Origin of the sequence: Niabella agricola, from assembly GCF_021538615.1 — a bacterium.
Taxonomy (GTDB): Bacteria; Bacteroidota; Bacteroidia; order Chitinophagales; family Chitinophagaceae; genus Niabella; species Niabella agricola.
In genome coordinates this window covers 36,915-58,267 of record NZ_JAJHIZ010000002.1, presented here as the reverse complement: position 1 = coordinate 58,267, position 21,353 = coordinate 36,915, and the positions used below count along the sequence as shown (strand labels likewise).

The window sequence follows — 21,353 nt, the reverse complement described above, 5'->3', positions numbered from 1 at the left end:
TTCTCCAAAAAATAAAACAATGAAACAACATATTCTTCCCGCCCTACGCCTTACACTTGTACTGATGTTGCTCTGTGTAGGCTTTTATCCATTGCTGCTCTCAGGCTTTGCCCGGCTTACACCGGAAAAAGGAAAGGGAGAAATGATCACGGACAGCCGCGGGAAAAGCTATTATGCCAATATCGGGCAACGTTTCGATAGCAGCATCTACTTCCATTCTCGCCCTTCCGCGGTAGCTTACAATGCCGGCGGCAGCGGTGGCAGCAATAAAGGACCTAACAATCCTGACTACCTGAAAGAAGTACGGCAACGGGTCGAAAATTTTAAACAGCTGAATCCAGGAGCCGTAATCCCCGCCGATATTGTAACAGCAAGCGGCAGCGGGTTAGACCCCGACATTTCGGTTGCTGCGGCGAATGCCCAGGTAGCACGCATTGCAAGGGTCCGGGGGCTTGCACAACAGAGCGTACAGGAATTGGTAAATAACCATATTGACCATCGGTTTCTGGGCCCCCGGAAAATAAATGTGTTGAAATTAAATATCGACCTCGACAAATTAAACCATTGATCCTTTAAAACCCGTGACCGGCGCTCTTCTTTGCGAAAGAAGCGGTGCCGGCTCCATAGGCGATCTCCTCAAACAACACAAGAAAACAAACGCATGAACAGCAGAACAATCCGCAACGGTATTATTTGCCTGGCACTGACAGCTCCATTTACCGCGCTTCAAAAGGCAATTGCCCAAACAGACAGCACTGAAAAATCGCTTAAGATCAGCGGCTACGGCGAAGCATTTTATAGTTATGATTTAGGAAAGCCGGCCAATCATATCCGGCAGCCCTTTCTGTACAGCTACAACCGCCACAACACGGTTAATATCAACCTTGCCCTGGTAAAAGCCAGCTATAGCACGGAACGTGTGAGAGGAAACATCGGGCTGATGACCGGCACTTACAGCAGCGATAACATGGCCGCCGAAAAAGATGTGCTGAAGAACATCTATGAAGCCAACGCCGGCCTCAAACTTACAAAAAAGCGCAGTCTCTGGATCGATGCCGGCGTACTCCCCTCCCATATCGGTTGGGAAAGTGCTATCGGAAAAGATTGCCAGACATTAACGCGAAGCATCGCCGCAGAAAACTCGCCCTATTTTGAAACAGGGGTTCGCCTTTCCTATACCACCAATAATGGTAAATGGTATATCAGTGGTTTGTTGTTAAACGGCTGGCAGCGCATCGAACGCCTAAACGGGAACAACACCCTGGCATTCGGCCACCAGCTTACGTTTAAACCATCGGATAAGATAACACTCAACAGCAGCTCCTTCATCGGTAACGATAAACCGGACAGCATCCGGCAATGGCGCTACTTTCATGATTTTTACGGTCAGTTCCAGCTATCATCACATTTTCTGTTCACCCTCGGATTTGATATCGGTATGGAGCAGCAGGCAAAGGGCAGCAGCCATTACAACACCTGGTATACGCCGGTGCTGATCACCTCCTGGTTCAACGACAACTGGAGCATCGGGCTCCGGGGTGAATATTTTAGCGACCCGTATGGAACAATCATTCCTACGGGTACCGGGCATGGGTTTAAAACATGGGGATACAGCCTCAATATCGACCGTAAAATCACCAACCGGTTCGTTTGGCGGATCGAAGGCAGGGGCTTGAACAGCAAAGATCGCATATTTTTAAATCAGGATCTTCCATCAAAGAATAACTTCGCATTTACAAGCGCAATAGCATTTTCCTTTTAAACAACCATCATCATGGATGCAGCAGCCGATTTCTTAAAACTCATTCAGAAAAATAAACGTGGCCGGTTTAAAATCTACATTGGCATGAGCGCCGGCGTGGGAAAAACATACCGGATGCTACAGGAGGCTCATGTATTGCTACGCAACGGCATCGATGTACGCATCGGATATATTGAAACCCACCACCGCGAGGAAACCCATGCCCTGCTGGAAGGTTTGCCTGAAATTCCGCGACGGCGGCTTTTTTATAAGGGTAAGGAACTGGAAGAGATGGACACCGACACCATCATCAGCCTGCGGCCGGAAGTGGTTTTGGTAGATGAGCTGGCCCACACCAATATCGAAGGCAGTCGCAATAATAAACGCTGGCAAGACGTTCAGGAGATCCTCGACGCGGGGATCAACGTAATTTCAGCCGTAAACATTCAACATATTGAAAGCCTGCACGAAGATGTCCTAGCCATTACCGGCGTGAATGTAGCCGAGCGGATTCCGGACAGCATCATTAAGGAAGCCGACGAAGTAGTGAATATCGACCTGCCATCTGACGAACTGATCACCCGTCTGAAAGAAGGCAAGATCTATAAAAACGACAAGATCCAGTCGGCGCTTAACAATTTTTTTAAACACGATCACATCCTGCAATTGCGTGAACTGGCTTTAAAAGAAGTAGCGTCCGCTGTAGAGCGAAAGGTGGAGGCCGAGGTGGTAAAGCTTCCATTGCAGCAGGAACGTTTTATGGCCTGCATCAGCAGCAACGAAAAAACGTCAAAAACCGTAATCCGGAAAACAGCTCGCCTGGCGAACTATTACCACAGCAAATGGTATGTGTTGTATGTGGAAACGCCGGCGGAAAGTGCAGACAAGATCCGGTTAGACAAGCAGCGCTACCTCATTCACAATTTTCAGCTGGCAACAGAGCTGGGTGCAGAGATCATTAAAGTAAAGGCAGACCGGATCGCAGCTGCAATTGTGGAGCAGGCAGAAGAACGGAAAATCACCACCATTTGTATCGGCAAACCCCATTTGAGTTTAATGCAGGTGATTGCAGCCACCAATATTTTCAGCAATCTCTTAAAAAAACTAAGCGATAGCCAGATCGACCTGGTGATCCTAAGTTAAGGTTGTTTTATTTTTGTTGATGTATAAAAATTAAGAAATGCGTATTCAAACAAAACTGGTGCTGGGATTGGGTGCGCTCTTTGCGTTGGTCGCCTTCCTGGCCATCCTTTCGGGCATTTACATTAACCGGCTTTCGGCAGATACCAAGAACATCCTGGTGGCCAATTACAACTCGGTATCTTATTCCCGGGAGATGTTGCTGGCGCTGGATGAAGGAATCCAATCACCCCGTATACAGCAAAAATTTGAAGCCCAGTTAAAACGTCAGAAAGAGAATATTACCGAGCCCAATGAGCTGGAAGCTACGGAGCGGGTAAATACCGATTTCCAGCAGATCAAAAAGACCCCCGGGGATACCTTGCTAATCTATCAGATCCGGAAAGACCTTGCAGATATTATGCTGCTAAATATGCAGGCGATTCAGCGGAAAAGTACTATTGCAGGAAAAACCGCCGACAAGGCCATTGTGTGGATTGCCGTAAGCGGAACCCTTTGTTTTATCATCGCCTTTACCCTGCTGCTCAATCTGCCGGCCGCCATCTCTAACCCGATCAAAACCCTCACATCCAGTATCCGCAGCATTACTTCCAAAAATTATTCCCAACGGATCTACTACAACAAGCCGGATGAATTTGGCGATATGGCAAAGGCTTTCAATACCATGGCGCAAAAGCTCGAAGAATATAACAACAGTAATCTAGCGCGACTGATGAATGAAAAGCAGCGCATCGAAACGCTGATTAATAATATACACGAACCGGTGATCGGACTGGACGAAAACAAAAGCGTCATTTTTATAAATGAAGAAGCCGCCCGCATCACCAATACACGGCCCGCGGAAGTGCTCGGGAAACCGGTACAGGACCTGGCAGTGAGCAACGACCTGATCCGGATGCTGATCCGCGATTTTTTTGAACCGGTTGCTGCACAGGAACCATTAAAAATATACGCGGATAATAAAGAAAGTTATTTCGACAAGGCGATTATCCCGATCAGCATTATTCCAACCGGTGAAACCGAAGCGCAGCATCTGGGTGATGTGATCTTTTTAAAAAACATTACGCCTTTCAAAGAACTGGATTATGCAAAAACCAATTTTATTGCTACGGTTTCTCACGAGCTTAAAACCCCCATCTCTTCTATAAAAATGAGCGCCCAGCTGCTCGAAAACGACCGTATCGGAAATTTAAACGCGGAGCAAAAAGAACTGGTCGGAAGCATACAGGAGGACGCGGCCCGCCTGCTGAAAATAACCAGTGAATTACTGAACGTAACCCAACTGGAAAGTGGTAAACTCCAGCTACAGCCGGTATTGTGCCATCCGGAAGCACTGATCCAAAAAGCGGTACAGATCAACGAAACGGCAGCGGCCTCCAGGAATATCCAGTTACAGGTACAGATACCAACAGCGCTTCCACTTTTAAATGTAGATGCCGATAAAACCGCCTGGATCTTCAGCAACCTGATCTCCAACGCCATCCGCTACAGCCATGAGAACAGCCCGGTTACCATAGTGGTTGCTGCCGGCAGGGAGCACGTACTTTTTACGGTGAAGGATCAGGGGCAGGGCATTGCGCCCTTTTATCTCGACAAGATATTCGACCGCTATTTCCGGATCCCCGGCTCTAAAAAAGAAGGCACGGGCCTCGGCCTCTCCATCAGCAAAGAACTGATCGAAGCACAGGGCGGATCCATTGCCGTACACAGTGAATTTGGAGCGGGAACAGAATTTGTGGTAACCCTCCCGGTGGCCGACAACAATTAGCAGGCGGTTTTGCCCGCGGATTTTCGCTGATTTTCCTCGCTGATTTACGCTGACCTTTTCCGCTGGTAATGCCTAATTTCTGCGTTCACCCCCTGACCTGTAGGCAAAGATGCTTTGTGCTGCAACCTTACAGATGATCCAGCAAATGCCGTATCTTTAAAACATGATCACACCCGAGTTTTACGACACCCTCACCCCCTCTGAGGCTGTTGCCCTGCAAAAGCAATTACGTGAACAAATAGACCTCAAACCGCTTACCGCACCGGTCCGGTTTATCGGCGGAGCAGATATATCGTTCAACAAATTTGAAACGACCGTATATGCAGGTATCGTAGTACTAAAGTATCCCGAAATGGTAGTACAGGCACATGCCTCCGTTACGTGTACGGTTCAATTTCCTTATATCTCCGGACTGCTGGCATTCCGGGAGGTACCCGCATTATTAAAAGTGTGGGAAGCATTGGCCCTGAAACCCGATATCCTGGTACTGGACGGACATGGTATGGCACATCCCCGGCGGCTGGGCATCGCCACTCATTTTGGGCTTGTAATGAACCACCCGACCATCGGTTGTGCCAAAACCCGTCTTACAGGTGTATACCAGGAGCCGGGAAATCATCGTTTTGACCAGTCTCCATTATGGGATAAAGAGGAGCGGATTGGCACTGTTTTACGCACCAAACCCAATTGCAACCCGGTATTTGTATCGCCAGGCAATAAGGTAAGCATGGCACAAAGCCTGGAGATCATCACCCAATGTTGCGGCAAATACCGCATTCCTGAACCTACGCGACTGGCGCATATGTTGGTAAATCAGGAGCGCCTGAAGGGAAGCAAGTAACAGACAGTGTTGAGCTTTCAGAATTGAGAATTGAGATTTCAGATTTGACGGATACCAGGCTGAAATCTGAAGACTGAAGTCTGAAAGCTGCCAACGGATACTTATATTTGTTCCTTATGAGGTGGACGCATCACAAAAAAACCTTTCTTGTGCTTTCTTCGATCCTGCTCTTTTTTTTGGGCAGCCTGATCATCGTGCGCTGCTCGCAGCCGGAAAAAAAAAGCGGGGAAAAGCAAACAGTCAACGATTATATGGGGGATGCGGCTTGTATCAGCTGTCATAAAAGCGAACATGACCAGTGGCAGCTTTCGGATCACTTTAAAGCCATGCAGCCCGCCAATGATTCTACCGTATTGGGCAACTTTAACAACGCTTCCTATTCCGCCGATGGTGTCACCTCCACATTCTTTAAGAAAGACGGTAAATTTTTTATTAATACGGAGGGCCCGGACGGTAAGAATCATGATTACCAGATCAAATACACGTTTGGATACTATCCCCTCCAGCAATACCTGGTTGAATTTGACCGGGGCCGCATGCAGGCTACCCGGCAATCCTGGAACAGCAAGGACAAGAAATGGTTTCACCAGTATGCCGGGCAGAAGCTTGCCGCTAACGACTGGCTGCACTGGACGGGTAACGGGCAAAACTGGAATACCATGTGTGCCGAATGCCATAGCACCAATCTAAAAAAGAATTACAACTCCGAAACCGATAGCTACAACACCACCTACAGTGTGCTCACCGTAAGTTGCGAAGCTTGTCACGGACCAGCCAAACAGCATATTGACTATATAAACGGTGATGACTACAAACACGGAACCAAACAGGCAGGTTCGTACCTGCGGGCACCTAAGAACAGCAGCCAGCTGGCGCAGATCCAGACCTGTTTCCCCTGTCATGCCCGTAAAGGAAATATCAGCGCCGACCTGAAAAACAGCAGCGAGATCCTGGATGATTATATTCCGGAAATCCCCTCCACTGAATTCTTTCATGCAGACGGGCAGGCAGATGATGAAGATTATACCTATGCTTCTTTCCTGCAAAGCAAGATGTACAAACATGGGGTAAAATGCAGCAATTGTCACAACCCGCATACCGGTAAATTGCTGATTGCCGGCAATGGGGCCTGCCTTCAATGCCACGACAAGAAATACGATGCGCCTACACATACCTTTCATCCAGTAAACACTGCCGGCTCCGAATGTAAGAACTGCCATATGCCGGGCAAGTTTTATATGGGTAACGATTGGAGGCACGATCATACATTCCGCGTACCACGACCAGATCTTTCGGTTCAATACGGCACGCCCAATGCCTGCAATAACTGTCATACCAATCAACCTGCCGCATGGGCGGCCGCCGCAGTTAATAAATGGTATGGCCCCACACGCGCCTATCATTTTGCAGAAGACCTGATCCCCGGAAGTAAAATGGATGCGGGCAGTCAGGCACACCTTATCAAACTGATACAGGACACCGCCACCCCGCCGATCATCCAGGCCACTGCGGTACACTATTTATCGGGCGTTCAGGATGGAAACAACCCGGTTGCCGGTGTGCTGCGGGAACTGCATAATACAGACGCCCAGGTGCGCTACCGGGCGGTTACCGGTTTAAATAATTTTGCCCCGGCTCTTTGGCGGGATGCCGTCCAGGAAATGCTTACTGATAAAGTACGGGCGGTACGTATTGCTGCAGCCAACCTCGTACTGGGCGCCAATGATGCCGATCTGATCGCCGGCCTGGGAGCTGGTTATACCAACGCGTTGGCCGAGCTCAACGACCATGTGCTTTATCAAACAGATTTCGCCTCCGGAAATATCATGGCGGCAGATTACTATTTAAAACTGAAGAACTATGATAAAGCCGAATCTTTTTATCTGAAAGGATTGCAGAAAGATAACCAGATGAACTACGCCCGGCTGAATCTTTCGACGGTGTATAATATTAAAGGGAATAACCAGGCGGCATTAAAAAGCCTGGAAGAAGCTGCCCGTATTGATCCTAAAAACGACCGTATTTACTTTAATCTCGCCCTGCTCTATAACGAGCTAAACCAACCCGATAACGTTGAGAAAAGTTTAAAGAAGGCTATTGAGCTGAAAACGCAGAACCCAAGGGTTTATTATAACTATGCCATTTTACTGCAGCAACAGCAACAATATAAACAAGCAGAGCAACAGTACCTGAAAGGGCTGCAACTGGCACCTTCCGATGCGGATATTAATTATGCACTTTGCGTGCTGCACCTGCAACAGAATAATCTGGAAGCCGCTAAATCTTATGCAGCAACCCTTAAAAAATATTATCCGGGGGATCAGCGCTTTTTTCAACTCTGGCAGCAACTGGGGATGTTATAAGAGGTGCTAAATATCTAATGAAGTTTTTTTGGGTAACCGGGCGACCATAGAGGAATGGCTCATGAAGGTCGCAGATTACACCCATATACCGATGCAGTTTACATGTCTCAAGATTCCTTCTTCATTTTGCTGTAACAAATAAGCAACAGCATCGTCCCCTTCACGGTACAACGCTGCTGCTTACTCTTTCTAACTTCCCGGGTTCCGGGAGCATCACATCTTTTGATCAGGCGGCTTTCTGCTCGGGTCGCTCCAACAGCAAACTCCATACAATGGCCGCCAGTACGGCACCTGCAATGGGCGCCACGATAAACAACCACACCTGGCTTAGCGCCTCCCCGCCTTTGAGCAGGGCCGGACCAATACTACGTGCCGGATTCACAGAAACGCCGGTGATGGGGATACCCACAATATGAATCAGCACCAGGCTAAGCCCAATACTAAGACCTGCAAAGCCTCCGTTGATATTTTTGGTTGAAGTGGATCCAAGGATCACCAGCAGAAAAATAAATGTAAAGATGACCTCCGCGATCAGGCCGCTTTGAAGATTGTATTTTTGCGGGGAAAAATCACCGTACCCGTTTTGCCCCAATCCACCCATATACTCCGCTTTTCCGCTTGCGATCGCCCATAAAATGGCCGCGCCGATAATAGCACCGATAATCTGGGCCAAAATATAATAGGCTGCTTCACCCGCCTTCATACGTCCTGCTGCCACCATGGCAATAGAGATGGCAGGATTAATATGGCAACCGGATATATGACCAATTGCATAGGCCATTGCCACTACGCTTAATCCAAAGGCAAAGGCAATGCCCAGCAGGCCAACGCCGGTTGTACCGTCTGCGCCCGCAATAACAGCGCTTCCGCATCCCATAAGCACCAATACCATGGTTCCGATCAGTTCTGCAAAGAACTTTGATACAGCAGTTACTTTCATATGATTTATGTTTTAAGGATGAATAAACAACTTCAAAAAAACACCATCGCTAAACGATTTTCGCTCTACTGCAATCATCAAATACTTCCTGAAGATACCAAAACTCCGGAATTGTTCCAATAAATGAACATTATTTAAAAATAAAAAAGGGATACGGGAACCTATTCCGTGATTGTAGTTGAGTTTTCCACTGGTCTTTGCCGATGTTTTTTCTACGTTGCATTTACGCAAAAAATGCAGGCAAACGTCATTCACTATTTGGATAGTAATTCTTTTCGCGGGGAAACAACACCCCGCATTATGGAAAGCGTTTAAACCAGGTATACCGGAGCAGCACTTCGATTAATAAAAGGGCCAGCGCTGCCAGCACCAGCGGCAGGAACATTTCCTCTGTTTGTTTATACCGGATGATCTCCACTTTTGCCTTTTCCAGTTTGTCGATCTGGTTGTAGATCGCCTGCAGAGAAGTTTTATCAACCGCATGATAGTATTGTCCACCGGTTTGACCGGCGATCTTTTTTAACAGGTCTTCATCCAGGAAATTCCGCACACCGGAAGCCATTTGTTCTTCGGTAAATTCGCTTACTCCCAGGCCGATGCAGTACACTCTTACCTTATTCGCCTTGGCAATTTCCAGCGCCATCTCCGGGTCGATGATACGGGTGGGCGGCGCATCCTCCTTACCATCCGTTAGTAAAATGACCACCTTTGTTTTACTGCCCCCCTTACTAATCCTGTTTACAGCGGTAGCCAGTCCCTCTCCGATCAGGGTACCTGGTTCGAGGTACCCGTCATCCATCACTTTCAACCGCATCAGCTGATCCAGCAGAGTCGCTTTATCTGGCGTCAGCGGTACTTTCGTAAAGGCCTCTCCTGAAAAAATAACCAGGCCGATACGATCCGTTGGCCGGCTCTTTACAAATTCGATGGCCACTTCTTTAGCAACCGTAAACCGCCGGGGCTTAATATCCTGCGTAAGCATGCTGCCGCTTACGTCCATTACCAGCATGATATCAATGCCTTCACCTTCGCTGCGGGTAAGCTCCTGCTGATGCTGAGGCCGTGCCAGGGCCGTTACCAGGCAACCGATTCCGATCAACCGCAATATAAAAGGCAGGTGACGGAACCGCGTTTTAAAGGTGCCGGGTATTTTGGCCTGAAGCCCGGAAGTAAGAATTGCGCCTTTTCCCCGCTTCCCATTCTTAATATATTGCGCAATGAGGAACGGGATCAGCGCCAGGAAAATAAAATTCTCCGGCCAGATAAATTTGATATTTTGTAACCAGTCGTAAATCATTTTTTATCGGTCGTCTCTCCAGCTCCTTTTACAGGATGAGGATGCGCTTCTTTTTTTGTTTTTGCTGCATTCCGGATGCCCTCTTCGATATGATCTATCCCTTTGTTGATCACCTCGTAAGCAGATTGCGCTTCTGTATCCTCCGGGTCATATTTGGCAAATTTCACCAGGTCACAGAGCGACAGCACCTGTGCCAGACTGCGGTAGAGCTGCTCATCCGCAAACAGGGGCTTTATTTTTTCAACAAGGTCACCGGACGTTTGCTGGAGCGAATTCACCCGGGCTCGCTCGGATAAAAAAGCCCGCAGGATCTCCACCAGCCGGGCATAAAAGCGACTCTCTGGTACCCCTGATGTTTTTAATGCTTCCAGCTGGTGCTTGGCTCTTGCATAAGCACTTCGATACACTTTTGTTTCCACCCGGGGTTTCTTTTCACCAGTCATCCAGTAAATGATCAGGGTGATCATAATGAGTAACAATGCGATCATGTACCACCATTTTTCAAACTGCTTTCCGAGCTTGAAAGGCACCGACCGGATATCCTGTATGTCGTGATAAGGCTGGCTGGGGTCAAACGGATCGGTGAACACCACATCCATCAGGATGGAAGCTGTTTTGGCTTCCGGACTGAGAACGATCGGCGGGATGGCCCAGCGGCCGGAATCAAAGCTGGTGATGCGGAAGTACTGTCGTATTATCTGTTGCCCGCCCTGTGCCTCTTTTACAGTGCTGTCCTTTGATAAAAATTCAAAATGAGGAATTGAGTCCAGCTTCAGGGGTTGTACCTTGCTGTTGGCCGAACCACGGATCTCAAGGGTCAATAAAACAGGTTCTCCGAGCAGTATTTTATTTTTATCAACAGAAGCAGTAACTGAAGGCCCCTGTGCATAAAGCGAAGCAGGCAGCACCACTGTCAGCAGATACAATACCCCAATGATCCAGGCTCCTTTCTTACACATCCGTTGTTTACTCTTTATTTAATACTGCCTTTAACCCGGCTTTTAAAAAAGCGGCGCAATACATGAATATAATCATCACCGGTTTTCAGGTGCAACAGATCACTATTGGATTTTTTAAATACCGCGGCGCAATAGGCCGTAATCCTGAAAAACTCCTCTTCATATTTGCGGCGCACATAGGCGTTTCCGGAGTCAACCCACTGAAGGGCTCCGGTTTCTGCATCCATCAGTTGGATCAACCCCGCATCCGGCAGCTCCTTATCCATCCGGTCGTACAATTTGATCCCGATGAGGTCATGCTTTTTTCCGGCTACGCGCAGGGCATCTTCATAATTGGCATCTATAAAATCGCTCAGCACAAATGCGATACAACCCTGTTTCATTGCATTGGTCAGAAAGCGGATCGCCGTTGCGGTACTGGTTCCTTTGCCGGAGGGCTCCAGTCCCAGCATTTCCCGTACGATAAACAATGCATGCTGTCTTCCCTTTTTGGGTGGAATATACATCTCAATTTTATCACTGTAAAAAACCGCCCCCACTTTATCAGCATTGGCTACGGCCGAGAAAGAAAGCACAGCCGCGATCTCCGCAGCTACGTCCCTTTTACGGCCATAGGAAGTACCAAACAAACCGCTTGGGCTGATATCGATCAGCAACATCACCGTCAGTTCCCGTTCTTCTTCGAAGATTTTGCTGTAGGGATGCCCGATCCGAGCCGATACATTCCAGTCGATAAAACGCACATCGTCGCCCGGTGTATATTCCCGTACTTCTTTAAATGACATGCCCTTACCCTTGAAAGCACTATGATACTCCCCCGAGAACAATTCTGTTGCCAGCTTTTTGCTTTTAATCTCCAGCTCCCGTACTTTTTTTAATATTTCTTCACGTGTCCGCAATGATTTTTTTTTGAGATATGAGATTTGAGCTATCAGCACTGAGCGTTCAGCGTTCAGTCTTTAGCCTCCAGACATCCATTAACTATAACTTAACTTCTCACTATTCCCTCCTACGGCACATTCACCGCTTTCAGTACTTCGTCAATAATATTTTCTGCAGCTATATTCTCGGCTTCTGCCTCATAGGTAAGCCCGATCCGGTGCCGCAACACATCATACACCACACTTCGGATATCCTCGGGGATCACAAACCCGCGTTTATTTAAAAATGCCTGTGCCTTTCCTGCAAGCGCCAGATTAATACTTCCGCGCGGCGATGCACCATATGAGATCAGGGGCGTTAATTTTTCCAGCTGGTAGCGTCCCGGATAACGGGTAGCAAACACAATATCCAGGATATACCGTTCCACTTTTTCATCGAGGTATATTTCACGCACCAGGTTCTTGGCATCCAATATTTCCTGAATATTCACAACCGGCCGGATCGGCGGCGGCTGCTCGCCCTGAACATTATACCTTAAAATGAGCTGTTCTTCCTGCATTTCGGGGTAGCGAACAATCACCTTCATAATAAAGCGGTCTACCTGGGCCTCGGGCAGCGGGTAGGTACCCTCCTGCTCCAACGGATTCTGAGTAGCCAGTACCAGGAAGGGATCGTCCAGTTTGTATGTATGATCTCCGATCGTAACCTGCCGTTCCTGCATCGCCTCCAATAAGGCTGATTGTACTTTGGCGGGTGCCCGGTTGATTTCATCTGCAAGGATAAAGTTTGCAAAAATCGGCCCTTTGCGCACTACAAATTCATTTTGCTGCTGGTTGTAGATCAGTGTTCCGATTACATCAGCCGGCAGCAAATCCGGCGTAAATTGAATGCGGTTAAAGCCGGCCTGTATGGCAGTGGCGAGGGATTTGATCGTAAGCGTCTTTGCCAGCCCGGGAACCCCTTCCAGCAACACATGCCCGTTGCTTAGCAGCCCGATCAATAAGCGATCCAGCATATGATGCTGCCCCACAATAACCTGACCGATCTCTTTGCGCAAGGCGTCTACAAAATAACCAGCCCCAACGATCCGCTCATTTAGCTGCCTTATTTCTTCTCCTGTTTTTGCCATAATATTTTTGAGATTTGAGATTCGAGATTTAAGTTATCAGCATTCAGCCCAGCATACAACCCCCTCTATCAATAGTCTTCCTCCCGCTCCTCAATTTACTATTGACGATTCACCTTCACTTCCCTCCCTTCCTGCAAATAACCTGCCAGCCTATGAAAGGTATTTCCCCACCACCGGCATTCTTCTACCCGGCCCGAAGGCTTTATAGCTTACCCGGATGATGGGGCAGAATTGTTTCCGCTTGTATTCGTTCCGGTTCACCATCTTCAGGATCCGGTCAACCAATGCCCTGTCGTATCCCATTGCCGCTATCTCCCGCGGGCCTTTCCGCCCTTCAATGTATTCGACCAGGATGGTGTCCAGGTCCGCATAATCCGGCAAGCTGTCGCTATCCTTTTGTCCCGGGCGCAGCTCCGCGGAAGGTGGTTTGGTGATGATATGTTCAGGAATGATCGCCCCATTCCGGTTAATGTACCGGGCCAGCGCATATACCTGTGTTTTATATACATCGCCTAAGACCCCGATACCGCCCGCCATATCCCCATACAGGGTACCATATCCGGTTGCCAGTTCACTTTTATTCGATGTATTCAATAAAATATGACCAAACTTATTCGACAAAGCCATTAGCAGATTTCCACGGCTGCGGCTCTGGATATTTTCCTCCGCCACATCAAACGGGAGATCTTTAAAAATAGGTTCCAGCTCGCCAAGAAAAGCGTCATAAATATTCTTAATGGGCACCATATTATATGAGTTGCCCAGGTTCCGGCTCAATTGCTCCGCATCCGATACGGAATGCCCGGTAGAATACTGTGAGGGCATGAGTATCGCCCATACATTTTCTTTTCCAAGCGCATCTACCGCCAATGCTTGCACAAGGGCGCTATCGATCCCCCCGGATGCACCAAGGATCGCCCTGGTAAAACCCATTTTTGTAAAATAGTCTTTAATGCCCAATACCAATGCCTGATAGATCTCTTCAATATTTTTTTCATCCGATAAATATTCCAGGGTATTTTTACCCAGCCCCACTTCAGATGCAGAGAAAAATGTCGGCGTTTCCGACACTGCCGGCGATGCCCCCGCTAAAAGCGCTTCCAGTTCCAGCACATAAAAATCTTCCTCAAAATACCTGCATTCCTTTACTTTATTGCCCTTATTGTCGTATACCAGGCTGCCGCCGTCAAATACCACTTCCGTTTGCGATCCCACGGTGTTGCAATAAATCATGGGCAGCCCATACTTTAGTGTATGTGCTTTTACAATGCTGTTGCGCACCACATCCTGGGCATAATTATAGGGAGAGGCCGAAAGATTGATCATAAGATCCGGTTCTTCCTTTATCAGCTCATCCATGGGCGTTATACCATATAATGGGTTTTCGCCCATGTTCCAGATATCTTCACAAATAGTAACCGCCAGTTTTTTACCACGGAATTCCAGCACCTTCCATTGGTCTGCCGGTTCAAAATACCGGTATTCGTCAAAAATATCATAATTCGGCAGCAGGGTTTTGTGTACGACACCTTTAACAGCCCCGTCTTCCAACAGGTACGCCGCGTTAAAAAGATCCTTCCCTTCTGTTTTTTCATTACGACAGGGTGCCCCAATCAATACCCCAATACCCGATGTAGATGCAGCAATCTGCTGTATCGCTGTTTCGCAGGCCCTAATAAAGTCATCAAACTCAAGAAAATCCTGTGGCGGATATCCGCACACACATAATTCTGTAAATACTACAAGATCTGCCTGTTCTTCCCTTGCCTTCCCGATGGCAGCGATGATCTTTCCGGTATTTACCTCAAAATTGCCGATATGATAATTCTGTTGCGCTAGAGCGATCCTCATGAAACCTCCTTTAATCGTTACAAATGTAATCTTATGATAACAAAGAATAAAGCCAAATATACTTTAACATTCTCTATAGACAATTTAACCTGCTCCCTCCAAAAAGATGCTTATATTGCCCTGCTGCATTTTGCATCATTAAAATTCCCTTTATGAAAATGTTGTCGGAATTAACGGATCCGGTATACCGGACCCGGGAATCTTTTAACGCTTATGAGCGATTTTGGCTGAAATGGATGAATGACAAAAGGGATCTTCCTTTTATCCGGCTGTTAACGGTCATTCATTTAACCGTAATTCCTCCTGCCATCCTGCTTTTTACGCCTTTGCTAACGGGATGGGCGTGGTGGGCGGTAGCAGTCCCTTATTTTTACCTGGCACAATTTTACTTTAAAGGACGATTCGGGCTCATGTTTCATTGCCTTTGCCACCGGAAAATCTTCAAACCGGCTTATCAGCAAGCCGCACATACTTATATTACCTGGGTCCTTTGCCCGCTGTTTGGCCATGCACCCGAAGGCTATTTCAGTCATCATATGGGCATGCATCATGTGGAAAATAATAATGAACATGACGACAGCAGTACCATGTACTATCAACGCGACAGCCTGCGCTGTTTCTTTGCCTATTTTTTCAATTTTATATTTACCGGTGTAAAAGACACTTTTCGGTATCTTACCCAGCGGAATCGCAGAAAGCTTGCCAGGCGCCTCAGCTTTGGCGAGATTACGTATTTGATATTTTGCATCATCATGTGTTTTGTGAACCTGAAAGCCACATTGGTAGTGTTTCTTGCTCCGCTTTTATTTGCCCGTTTTGTAATGATGCTCGGCAATTGGACACAGCATTCATTTATCGACCGTACAAACCCGGAAGATCTTTATACCAATTCCATTAATTGCATCAATACCACCTATAACCAGGTTTGCTGGAACGACGGGTATCATATCATACATCACCTGCGCCCGGGCCTGCATTACACGGAGATGCCGGGTGAGTTTCTGAAACGGAAGGATGAATTCGCTTCCCGGAAAGCCATTGTATTTGATGGCATCCATTACCTGCATATTTTTATCTACCTGATGACTAAACAATACAACAAGCTTGCAGATAACCTCGTGAACATTAACAACATGTTTGAAACCCGCGAACAGGCAATCGCACTGATGAAGGAGCGCACCCGGCGGATCGTTTAGCCCGCCATCTCATTCTCATAAAGCATCAGTTATTGTTTAAGAGGACGGTGGGCATAGGATATATTTCAAGTTCAAGGGTTAGGGTTGGGTTTCGTTTCTGCTTGGTGCGTTTATTTGTTTCAGGTTTAAAGTTCCAGGCGTGCCCGCCGTGGTGGTTTGGATTCGTTCTTATGCTTGATTTACTTAACTTCTCGCTACTTGCCATTCACTTTTTCCTGTACAATATCGGCCAGAGGAAGTTCACGGAGCAGGAACGACCTCCATTTTCAAATTCTCAAATTCCCACATTTTCCAAAAATAAATTGACACCCATGCCGCGGGGCTCCGGAATGGCACCTATCCCAGAAGGTATCAGAGCCTGGAACAAACGGCGCTACTGTACCACCTTATTGGCACAACAGGAACTTGCAAAAGCTTCCGGTTTGGCTTTAAATGCAAACCCCATCCCGGTGATATACCCAATGGCTTCTTTGAGCGCGTCGTTACTTTTATACATCGGATCGGTATTGATGTCTACATGTACTTCCATATCCACCTGGTGGGTATTAAAAACACCGCTCAACGCATAGGCTACTTCAATACTGCGGGCCACTTCCACCATCATCCGCTGACGGATACTCATTTTTTCCCTTGTGGTTTCATTGTTCAGGTACATAAAACCGCCACGCCCCTTCCGGATAAATACAATGGCTGTTGCAAATTCGGTGTCGGCACCCTTAACCTGGCTATCGGTACCAATGCATACCTTTAGCTGGCTACCCATCTGGCGCTCGCGCTGGATTACGCCAAGCAGTTCGTCTTCAATGTACGTATTGATTTTTTCACCGGTCAGTCTCCTCCATTGTTTTGTTTTATTATGCATATGAATCTGGTTTTATCTGTTTATGAAACACACCGCGATCCTTCACTCATAAATCTTCAACTGGAAAATTTTCAGAAAATTATCAAATCTGCCCGGTCGGGCATAAAAAATATTTTCCACTTTGCCTTAAAATTTGTGGAAAACTATGCCCGGCCCTTAATATTTGAGTCATATTTAGAGACGCGGACGGCGGTTAGCTGTCAGCAACCAGCCACCAGCTTCGTCCTGTAGATGTTATCAAAATACAGAAAACGGGACAAAAACAGATCATTGAAAACGGTAGTTGAAACCCGATTGCTGAAGACTAATAGCTCAAAACCATCCCAGGACTCAACTGCTCCGTCAAAACAACACCCCCTGCTGACCAGGTCGGCGGAATGCCCGTTGATTCATCCCGGTTTCACCTTCGTTCATATGATACAGCTTGCCATACTTGGCATATTGCTGCGCCACGATCTGCGCAATACTTCCCTCACCGCGCATCCGGAGCCCCCAGCGGGAATCGTTCACCGTTCCGTTATGGCTTTGTTCGATAAGGTGCCAGATCTTATCCGCCCGGTCTGGAAAATTTTTATACAACCAGTCGTGAAACAGGAATTTGATGGCGCCATTCAGCCGGATAAACGTATAAGCGGTAAATGTAGCTCCCCGTTCGGATGCCGCCTTCATAATCCGCTGCATTTCGTGCTCATTCAATCCCGGAATCATAGGCCCCATCATAACCCCCATCGTTACACCGGCACTACTCAGCTCCTCAATGACTTTTAGCCGTTGCAACGCAGTCGTTGTGCGGGGTTCCATCACCCGGCGCAGATCTTCATTAAATGAGGTGATGGAAACCATTGCCCGCACAATGTTTTTCTTTGCCATCTCCTGCAACACATCTTTATCCCGGAGGATGCCTGCATTTTTGGTAAGGATCCCCACCGGTTGGTTGAATTCATTACATACTTCCAGCAGGCCGCGGGTAAGCCGGTATTTTTTTTCCGCAGGCTGATAACAGTCGGTATTCCCGCTCAGCATAATGGGAATGGGTTCCCATTTGGGATGCATCAGTTGCTTGCGTAGCAACTGTGGCGCATTTTTTTTTACAATGATTTTGCGTTCAAAATCAAGCCCGGCACTGTATCCCCAGTATTCATGCACATTGCGTGCATAGCAGTAAATGCAGCCATGTTCACAACCAGCATAGGCATTCATGCTATAACCCATCCCCACGTCCGGACTCTCCACTTTATTGACAATGGTCTTCGCTTCCTGTTCCAGGTACTGCGTAGGCAGATTTGCTTCTTCCCAATCATCAATGGATTCTATATGCTCCTTTACCCTTTCGTTTTTAAGAAACCGGTTGGGCGTATTGATCTGCGCACCGCGGCCCTGCAGGTATTGCTGTGCTTCTTCCTTTTTTGAAACGGATACTTTAAAATGATCCTGATGTAGCTTTTTTTCCATGGTAGCTTTTTGTTCGAGGTTTAATGTTTCAAGTTTAAGGTTCAACGTTGCACGTTAGATCCGTTTCATCCCCGATGTGCAATTCAGGTTCCACATTTACACATCTTCAAATTCTCACATTTTCGAATTCAAAACATCACCGCCTGCTTCGGCAATAAAGGTCTTCCGGCAAACACAAAGCGCTCTACCGTTTTATAAGGCGTTGTTTCATCAGCTCTTTTTAACAAGGTCATGGCACTGGCCATAAACTTCCCGTTAAACGGTTTATTACGGTATTCCAGCCAACCGGCCTCGTACTGCCAGGGTTTCAGGCGCCGCGCAATGGTAATATGCGGCTCCAGTATAAAATGCGGCTTATTGTCCTTATCCATTTTCATCAATGCCTGGCTATCGGCGCGGATACTTTTAACCAGGTTCTGGACTCCGGTTTTTGTGGCCACATTTAAATAAATGGTATGCGACGGAAAGCTTCCGTAATCCGCCAGTTCCACACAAAAAGGCAACCAGGCGGCGGCCTGGTTGCGGAGCTTCTGACGGATGCGCTCCTCTGCCCCTTCAAACTGTTTAAACCGCACCAGCGTGAGATGAGGTTTGCCCCGGATCGCCTCCGGGGCTTTGTACTTTTCAAAAAAAGATTGCTTTTCCAACCGGATCCGGTTGAAAAGGTCCTCATGAGGTGTAATCAATAACAGGTATTCAGCAACGGCCACCGCTTTTGCAGATTCTATCGCTTGCATAAAAACAGTTTTACACAAAGCTAATTATTTTAGCTTTACAATGCTAATATTTTTAGTACACTATTTCAAAAAAAAATCCCCCTGGGGATTCTCAATTGAATTTAGAAGGAGCGATCATCTCGAATTCGGGAATCTCCACGGAAAAAAGCTGATGGCTGTTTTGATTCTCCATTTCATAGCTTCCCTTCATTTTGCCCATCTCTGAACGCAGGTTGCATCCGCTCATATACTGATAAGATTCCCCGGGAGTCAGCACCGGCTGTACACCTACGACGCCCTCGCCCTCTACCTGCCGGTAGCTGCCATTGCTGTCAAAAATATACCAGCTGCGGCGCAATAATTTTACGGAAAACGGGTTGTAGTTCTCCAGGGTAATGCGATAAGCAAACATAAATTCAGACTGCAATGCATTGCTGTATTCCGGTTGAAAGAATACTTCTACAGTTACATGAATACCTGCCGAAATTAAACTGCTCATTTACGGGAGTTTTGGTAAATATAGCATTTTTTAATGGTCTTCCCATTTATTATGGCGGCAGATTCTCCTACCTTTGCAGCATTATTGAGCTTGTTAAATGGATTCACCTATTTAATTTTTTTAGGTAATAAATTATTATAGTCTGAAACCCAATAATATTTAACATGGCTTTCAATCATTCAACAAATCATTAAAAGTAAATCAACGTTCTTCATGAAAATTGCAGTAGCAAAAGGCGATGGTATCGGCCCGGAAATTATGGATGCAGTGATCACCATTTTTAAAGCCGCTGACGTACCCCTGGAATATGATTATGTAGACATGGGAAAATGGGTGTTCGACAAAGGCTTCAATAACGGGATGACGGACGAGGCAAAGAAAACCATCGAAGCGCTGGGTATTTTGTTTAAAGGCCCGATGGAAACGCCCAAAGGAAAAGGTGTTAAAAGTATCAATGTAACCGCCCGTAAAACCTGGAACACGTATGCCAACAAACGGGTGTTTCAAACCCTGCATGGCGTGGATACGGTTTTTAGCAAAGCGGGGATTCCGATCGATATTACGATTGTACGTGAAAACATTGAAGATACCTATGGCGGTATCGAACACATGCTAACGCATGATGTAGCCCTGAGCCGCCGTTTTATTACCCGGCCCGGAAGCATGCAGGTAATCCGCTATGCGTTTGAAATGGCCCGCCAGAAAAATGCACGCAGGATCACCTGCGGTCACAAGGCCAATATCATGAAGATTACGGATGGATTGTTTCTCGAATGTTTTTATGAAGTAGCAAAAGAGTATCCCGAACTGAAGGCTGATGATGTAATCGTAGACGACCTCTGCATGAAACTGGTGGTACAGCCCAATAATTTTGATGTGGTAGTGCTGACCAATCTTCAGGGGGATATCGTATCCGATCTTTGTGCCGGCTTGGTGGGCGGACTGGGCTTTGCTCCTTCTGCAAATATCGGTGATCATATCTGCATCTTTGAAGCCGTTCACGGAACCGCTCCCGATATTGCTGGTAAAAATGTTGCCAATCCCACCGCGCTGCTGCTGAGTGGCATCGCGATGTTGCGCCACCTTGGATTACTGGAAAAGGCAGCCCAGATCGAAAATGCATTGCTTTATACCCTGGAACAGGGCGTGCATACCGGCGACTTTGGCGACAAATCCATTCCTTCCGTGAACACTACGGAATTTGCCAATGCTGTTATTACCAACCTGGGTAAAAAACCTGAGCAGAATGCCAAGCCCGAACTGGCCGATGTTGCCAGCTCCTGCACGGTACTGCACCTGGATAAAAACGTAATGCTGGAATCGAAGGAAACCAGCCAGGAAAAAATCGTAGGTGTGGATATGTTTATTGAAAGTTCGGAACTTCCCGAAGTGATCGCCAAAAAATGCCAGCGCCATGCGGGGGTAAAATTCAATATTGTAAACGTAAGCAACCGTGGCACCCAGGTATGGCCTACGGGCTCGGTATATACCAACCTGGTAAACCAGTACAATGTGCGTTTTGAAAGCATCGACAACCACCCGCTTACGCAGCAGGACGTGATCGGGCTTTATGTAAGCCTGAGCGGGGACTTCAAGATCTGTTCACTGGAACTGCTCAATGAGTGGGATGGTAAAAAAGCATACAGTCTGGCTCAGGGGCAATAAGGATTAATATATTCCGGAAGATAGAGAAAGCAACCATCAATGGGCCTGCGGG

At 47.2% G+C, this 21,353-nt stretch carries 18 protein-coding genes; 8 read left to right on the top strand and 10 right to left on the bottom strand.

Translation table 11 applies throughout. The features are described from left to right. Positions 1-19: 19 nt before the first annotated feature. From LL912_RS00545 to LL912_RS00520, 6 genes are all read left to right on the top strand, one after another. Entirely contained in the window at positions 20-568 is a 549-nt protein-coding gene (locus tag LL912_RS00545; RefSeq protein ID WP_235551599.1) for a potassium-transporting ATPase subunit C, read from the top strand. A 93-nt stretch (positions 569-661) separates the two neighbouring features. After that, positions 662-1,762, top strand: coding sequence for a porin (locus LL912_RS00540; protein WP_235551598.1), 1,101 nt, complete (start codon positions 662-664; stop codon positions 1,760-1,762). 12 nt (positions 1,763-1,774) lie between these two features. Beyond that, complete coding sequence (locus LL912_RS00535; RefSeq protein ID WP_235551597.1) at positions 1,775-2,884, top strand: sensor protein KdpD; 1,110 nt, start codon at positions 1,775-1,777, stop codon at positions 2,882-2,884. A gap of 37 nt (positions 2,885-2,921) precedes the next feature. After that, complete coding sequence (locus LL912_RS00530; RefSeq protein ID WP_235551596.1) at positions 2,922-4,649, top strand: sensor histidine kinase; 1,728 nt, start codon at positions 2,922-2,924, stop codon at positions 4,647-4,649. Between the two features lie 163 nt (positions 4,650-4,812). Then, entirely contained in the window at positions 4,813-5,490 is a 678-nt protein-coding gene (nfi, locus tag LL912_RS00525) for a deoxyribonuclease V (RefSeq protein ID WP_235551595.1), read from the top strand. Between the two features lie 116 nt (positions 5,491-5,606). After that, positions 5,607-7,853 carry a tetratricopeptide repeat protein gene (locus LL912_RS00520; protein WP_235551594.1) on the top strand — a complete coding sequence of 749 codons (2,247 nt, stop codon included), beginning with the start codon at positions 5,607-5,609 and terminating at the stop codon, positions 7,851-7,853. 226 nt (positions 7,854-8,079) lie between these two features. On the opposite strand, the gene aqpZ is transcribed toward LL912_RS00520, so the two are convergent. From aqpZ to LL912_RS00490, 6 genes are all read right to left on the bottom strand, one after another. Next, the gene (gene aqpZ, locus LL912_RS00515; RefSeq protein ID WP_235551593.1) at positions 8,080-8,793 is read right to left on the bottom strand and encodes an aquaporin Z; all 714 of its coding nucleotides are present in this window, start codon (positions 8,791-8,793) and stop codon (positions 8,080-8,082) included. Positions 8,794-9,091: 298 nt separating this feature from the next. Next, complete coding sequence (locus tag LL912_RS00510; protein ID WP_235551592.1) at positions 9,092-10,090, bottom strand: vWA domain-containing protein; 999 nt, start codon at positions 10,088-10,090, stop codon at positions 9,092-9,094. Next, positions 10,087-11,049: a BatD family protein gene (locus tag LL912_RS00505; protein ID WP_235551591.1), complete on the bottom strand. Its 963-nt coding sequence runs from the start codon at positions 11,047-11,049 to the stop codon at positions 10,087-10,089. Before LL912_RS00505 ends, LL912_RS00510 begins: the two co-directional genes overlap by 4 nt. Before the next feature lie 14 nt (positions 11,050-11,063). Continuing rightward, positions 11,064-11,948: a DUF58 domain-containing protein gene (locus LL912_RS00500; RefSeq protein ID WP_235551590.1), complete on the bottom strand. Its 885-nt coding sequence runs from the start codon at positions 11,946-11,948 to the stop codon at positions 11,064-11,066. Positions 11,949-12,058: 110 nt separating this feature from the next. Next, the gene (locus tag LL912_RS00495; RefSeq protein ID WP_235551589.1) at positions 12,059-13,060 is read right to left on the bottom strand and encodes an AAA family ATPase; all 1,002 of its coding nucleotides are present in this window, start codon (positions 13,058-13,060) and stop codon (positions 12,059-12,061) included. A 150-nt stretch (positions 13,061-13,210) separates the two neighbouring features. Further along, complete coding sequence (locus LL912_RS00490; RefSeq protein WP_235551588.1) at positions 13,211-14,911, bottom strand: NAD+ synthase; 1,701 nt, start codon at positions 14,909-14,911, stop codon at positions 13,211-13,213. 152 nt (positions 14,912-15,063) lie between these two features. Here LL912_RS00490 and LL912_RS00485 point away from each other — a divergent pair, with 152 nt between their 5' ends. Then, positions 15,064-16,107 carry a fatty acid desaturase family protein gene (locus LL912_RS00485; protein ID WP_235551587.1) on the top strand — a complete coding sequence of 348 codons (1,044 nt, stop codon included), beginning with the start codon at positions 15,064-15,066 and terminating at the stop codon, positions 16,105-16,107. Between the two features lie 373 nt (positions 16,108-16,480). Here LL912_RS00485 and LL912_RS00480 read toward each other — a convergent pair whose 3' ends face one another. The 4 genes from LL912_RS00480 to apaG form a co-directional block, all read right to left on the bottom strand. After that, the gene (locus LL912_RS00480) at positions 16,481-16,969 is read right to left on the bottom strand and encodes a ribonuclease H-like YkuK family protein (protein WP_235551586.1); all 489 of its coding nucleotides are present in this window, start codon (positions 16,967-16,969) and stop codon (positions 16,481-16,483) included. 342 nt (positions 16,970-17,311) lie between these two features. Then, positions 17,312-18,421, bottom strand: coding sequence for a PA0069 family radical SAM protein (locus LL912_RS00475; protein WP_235551585.1), 1,110 nt, complete (start codon positions 18,419-18,421; stop codon positions 17,312-17,314). 128 nt (positions 18,422-18,549) lie between these two features. Then, the gene (locus LL912_RS00470; protein WP_235551584.1) at positions 18,550-19,158 is read right to left on the bottom strand and encodes a 2'-5' RNA ligase family protein; all 609 of its coding nucleotides are present in this window, start codon (positions 19,156-19,158) and stop codon (positions 18,550-18,552) included. Positions 19,159-19,249: 91 nt separating this feature from the next. Continuing rightward, on the bottom strand, positions 19,250-19,636 hold the full coding sequence (apaG, locus tag LL912_RS00465) for a Co2+/Mg2+ efflux protein ApaG (RefSeq protein WP_235551583.1): 387 nt from the start codon (positions 19,634-19,636) through the stop codon (positions 19,250-19,252). Between the two features lie 213 nt (positions 19,637-19,849). Between apaG and LL912_RS00460 the strand changes: the two genes are divergently transcribed. Continuing rightward, positions 19,850-21,301 (top strand): NADP-dependent isocitrate dehydrogenase, encoded by a 1,452-nt coding sequence (locus LL912_RS00460; protein ID WP_235551582.1) that lies wholly within the window; start codon positions 19,850-19,852, stop codon positions 21,299-21,301. The last annotated feature ends 52 nt before the right edge of the window (positions 21,302-21,353 follow it).

Bases quoted from the DNA above. Each gene is read 5' to 3' on its own strand.
- aqpZ (WP_235551593.1), bottom strand. From the start codon at position 8,793: ATGAAAGTAACTGCTGTATCAAAGTTCTTTGCAGAACTGATCGGAACC.
- LL912_RS00545 (WP_235551599.1), top strand. From the start codon at position 20: ATGAAACAACATATTCTTCCCGCCCTACGCCTTACACTTGTACTGATG.
- LL912_RS00505 (WP_235551591.1), bottom strand. From the start codon at position 11,049: ATGTGTAAGAAAGGAGCCTGGATCATTGGGGTATTGTATCTGCTGACA.
- LL912_RS00540 (WP_235551598.1), top strand. From the start codon at position 662: ATGAACAGCAGAACAATCCGCAACGGTATTATTTGCCTGGCACTGACA.
- LL912_RS00485 (WP_235551587.1), top strand. From the start codon at position 15,064: ATGAAAATGTTGTCGGAATTAACGGATCCGGTATACCGGACCCGGGAA.
- LL912_RS00510 (WP_235551592.1), bottom strand. From the start codon at position 10,090: ATGATTTACGACTGGTTACAAAATATCAAATTTATCTGGCCGGAGAAT.
- LL912_RS00530 (WP_235551596.1), top strand. From the start codon at position 2,922: ATGCGTATTCAAACAAAACTGGTGCTGGGATTGGGTGCGCTCTTTGCG.
- LL912_RS00480 (WP_235551586.1), bottom strand. From the start codon at position 16,969: ATGCATAATAAAACAAAACAATGGAGGAGACTGACCGGTGAAAAAATC.
- LL912_RS00495 (WP_235551589.1), bottom strand. From the start codon at position 13,060: ATGGCAAAAACAGGAGAAGAAATAAGGCAGCTAAATGAGCGGATCGTT.
- LL912_RS00470 (WP_235551584.1), bottom strand. From the start codon at position 19,158: ATGCAAGCGATAGAATCTGCAAAAGCGGTGGCCGTTGCTGAATACCTG.
- apaG (WP_235551583.1), bottom strand. From the start codon at position 19,636: ATGAGCAGTTTAATTTCGGCAGGTATTCATGTAACTGTAGAAGTATTC.
- LL912_RS00535 (WP_235551597.1), top strand. From the start codon at position 1,775: ATGGATGCAGCAGCCGATTTCTTAAAACTCATTCAGAAAAATAAACGT.
- LL912_RS00520 (WP_235551594.1), top strand. From the start codon at position 5,607: ATGAGGTGGACGCATCACAAAAAAACCTTTCTTGTGCTTTCTTCGATC.
- LL912_RS00475 (WP_235551585.1), bottom strand. From the start codon at position 18,421: ATGGAAAAAAAGCTACATCAGGATCATTTTAAAGTATCCGTTTCAAAA.
- LL912_RS00460 (WP_235551582.1), top strand. From the start codon at position 19,850: ATGAAAATTGCAGTAGCAAAAGGCGATGGTATCGGCCCGGAAATTATG.
- LL912_RS00490 (WP_235551588.1), bottom strand. From the start codon at position 14,911: ATGAGGATCGCTCTAGCGCAACAGAATTATCATATCGGCAATTTTGAG.
- nfi (WP_235551595.1), top strand. From the start codon at position 4,813: ATGATCACACCCGAGTTTTACGACACCCTCACCCCCTCTGAGGCTGTT.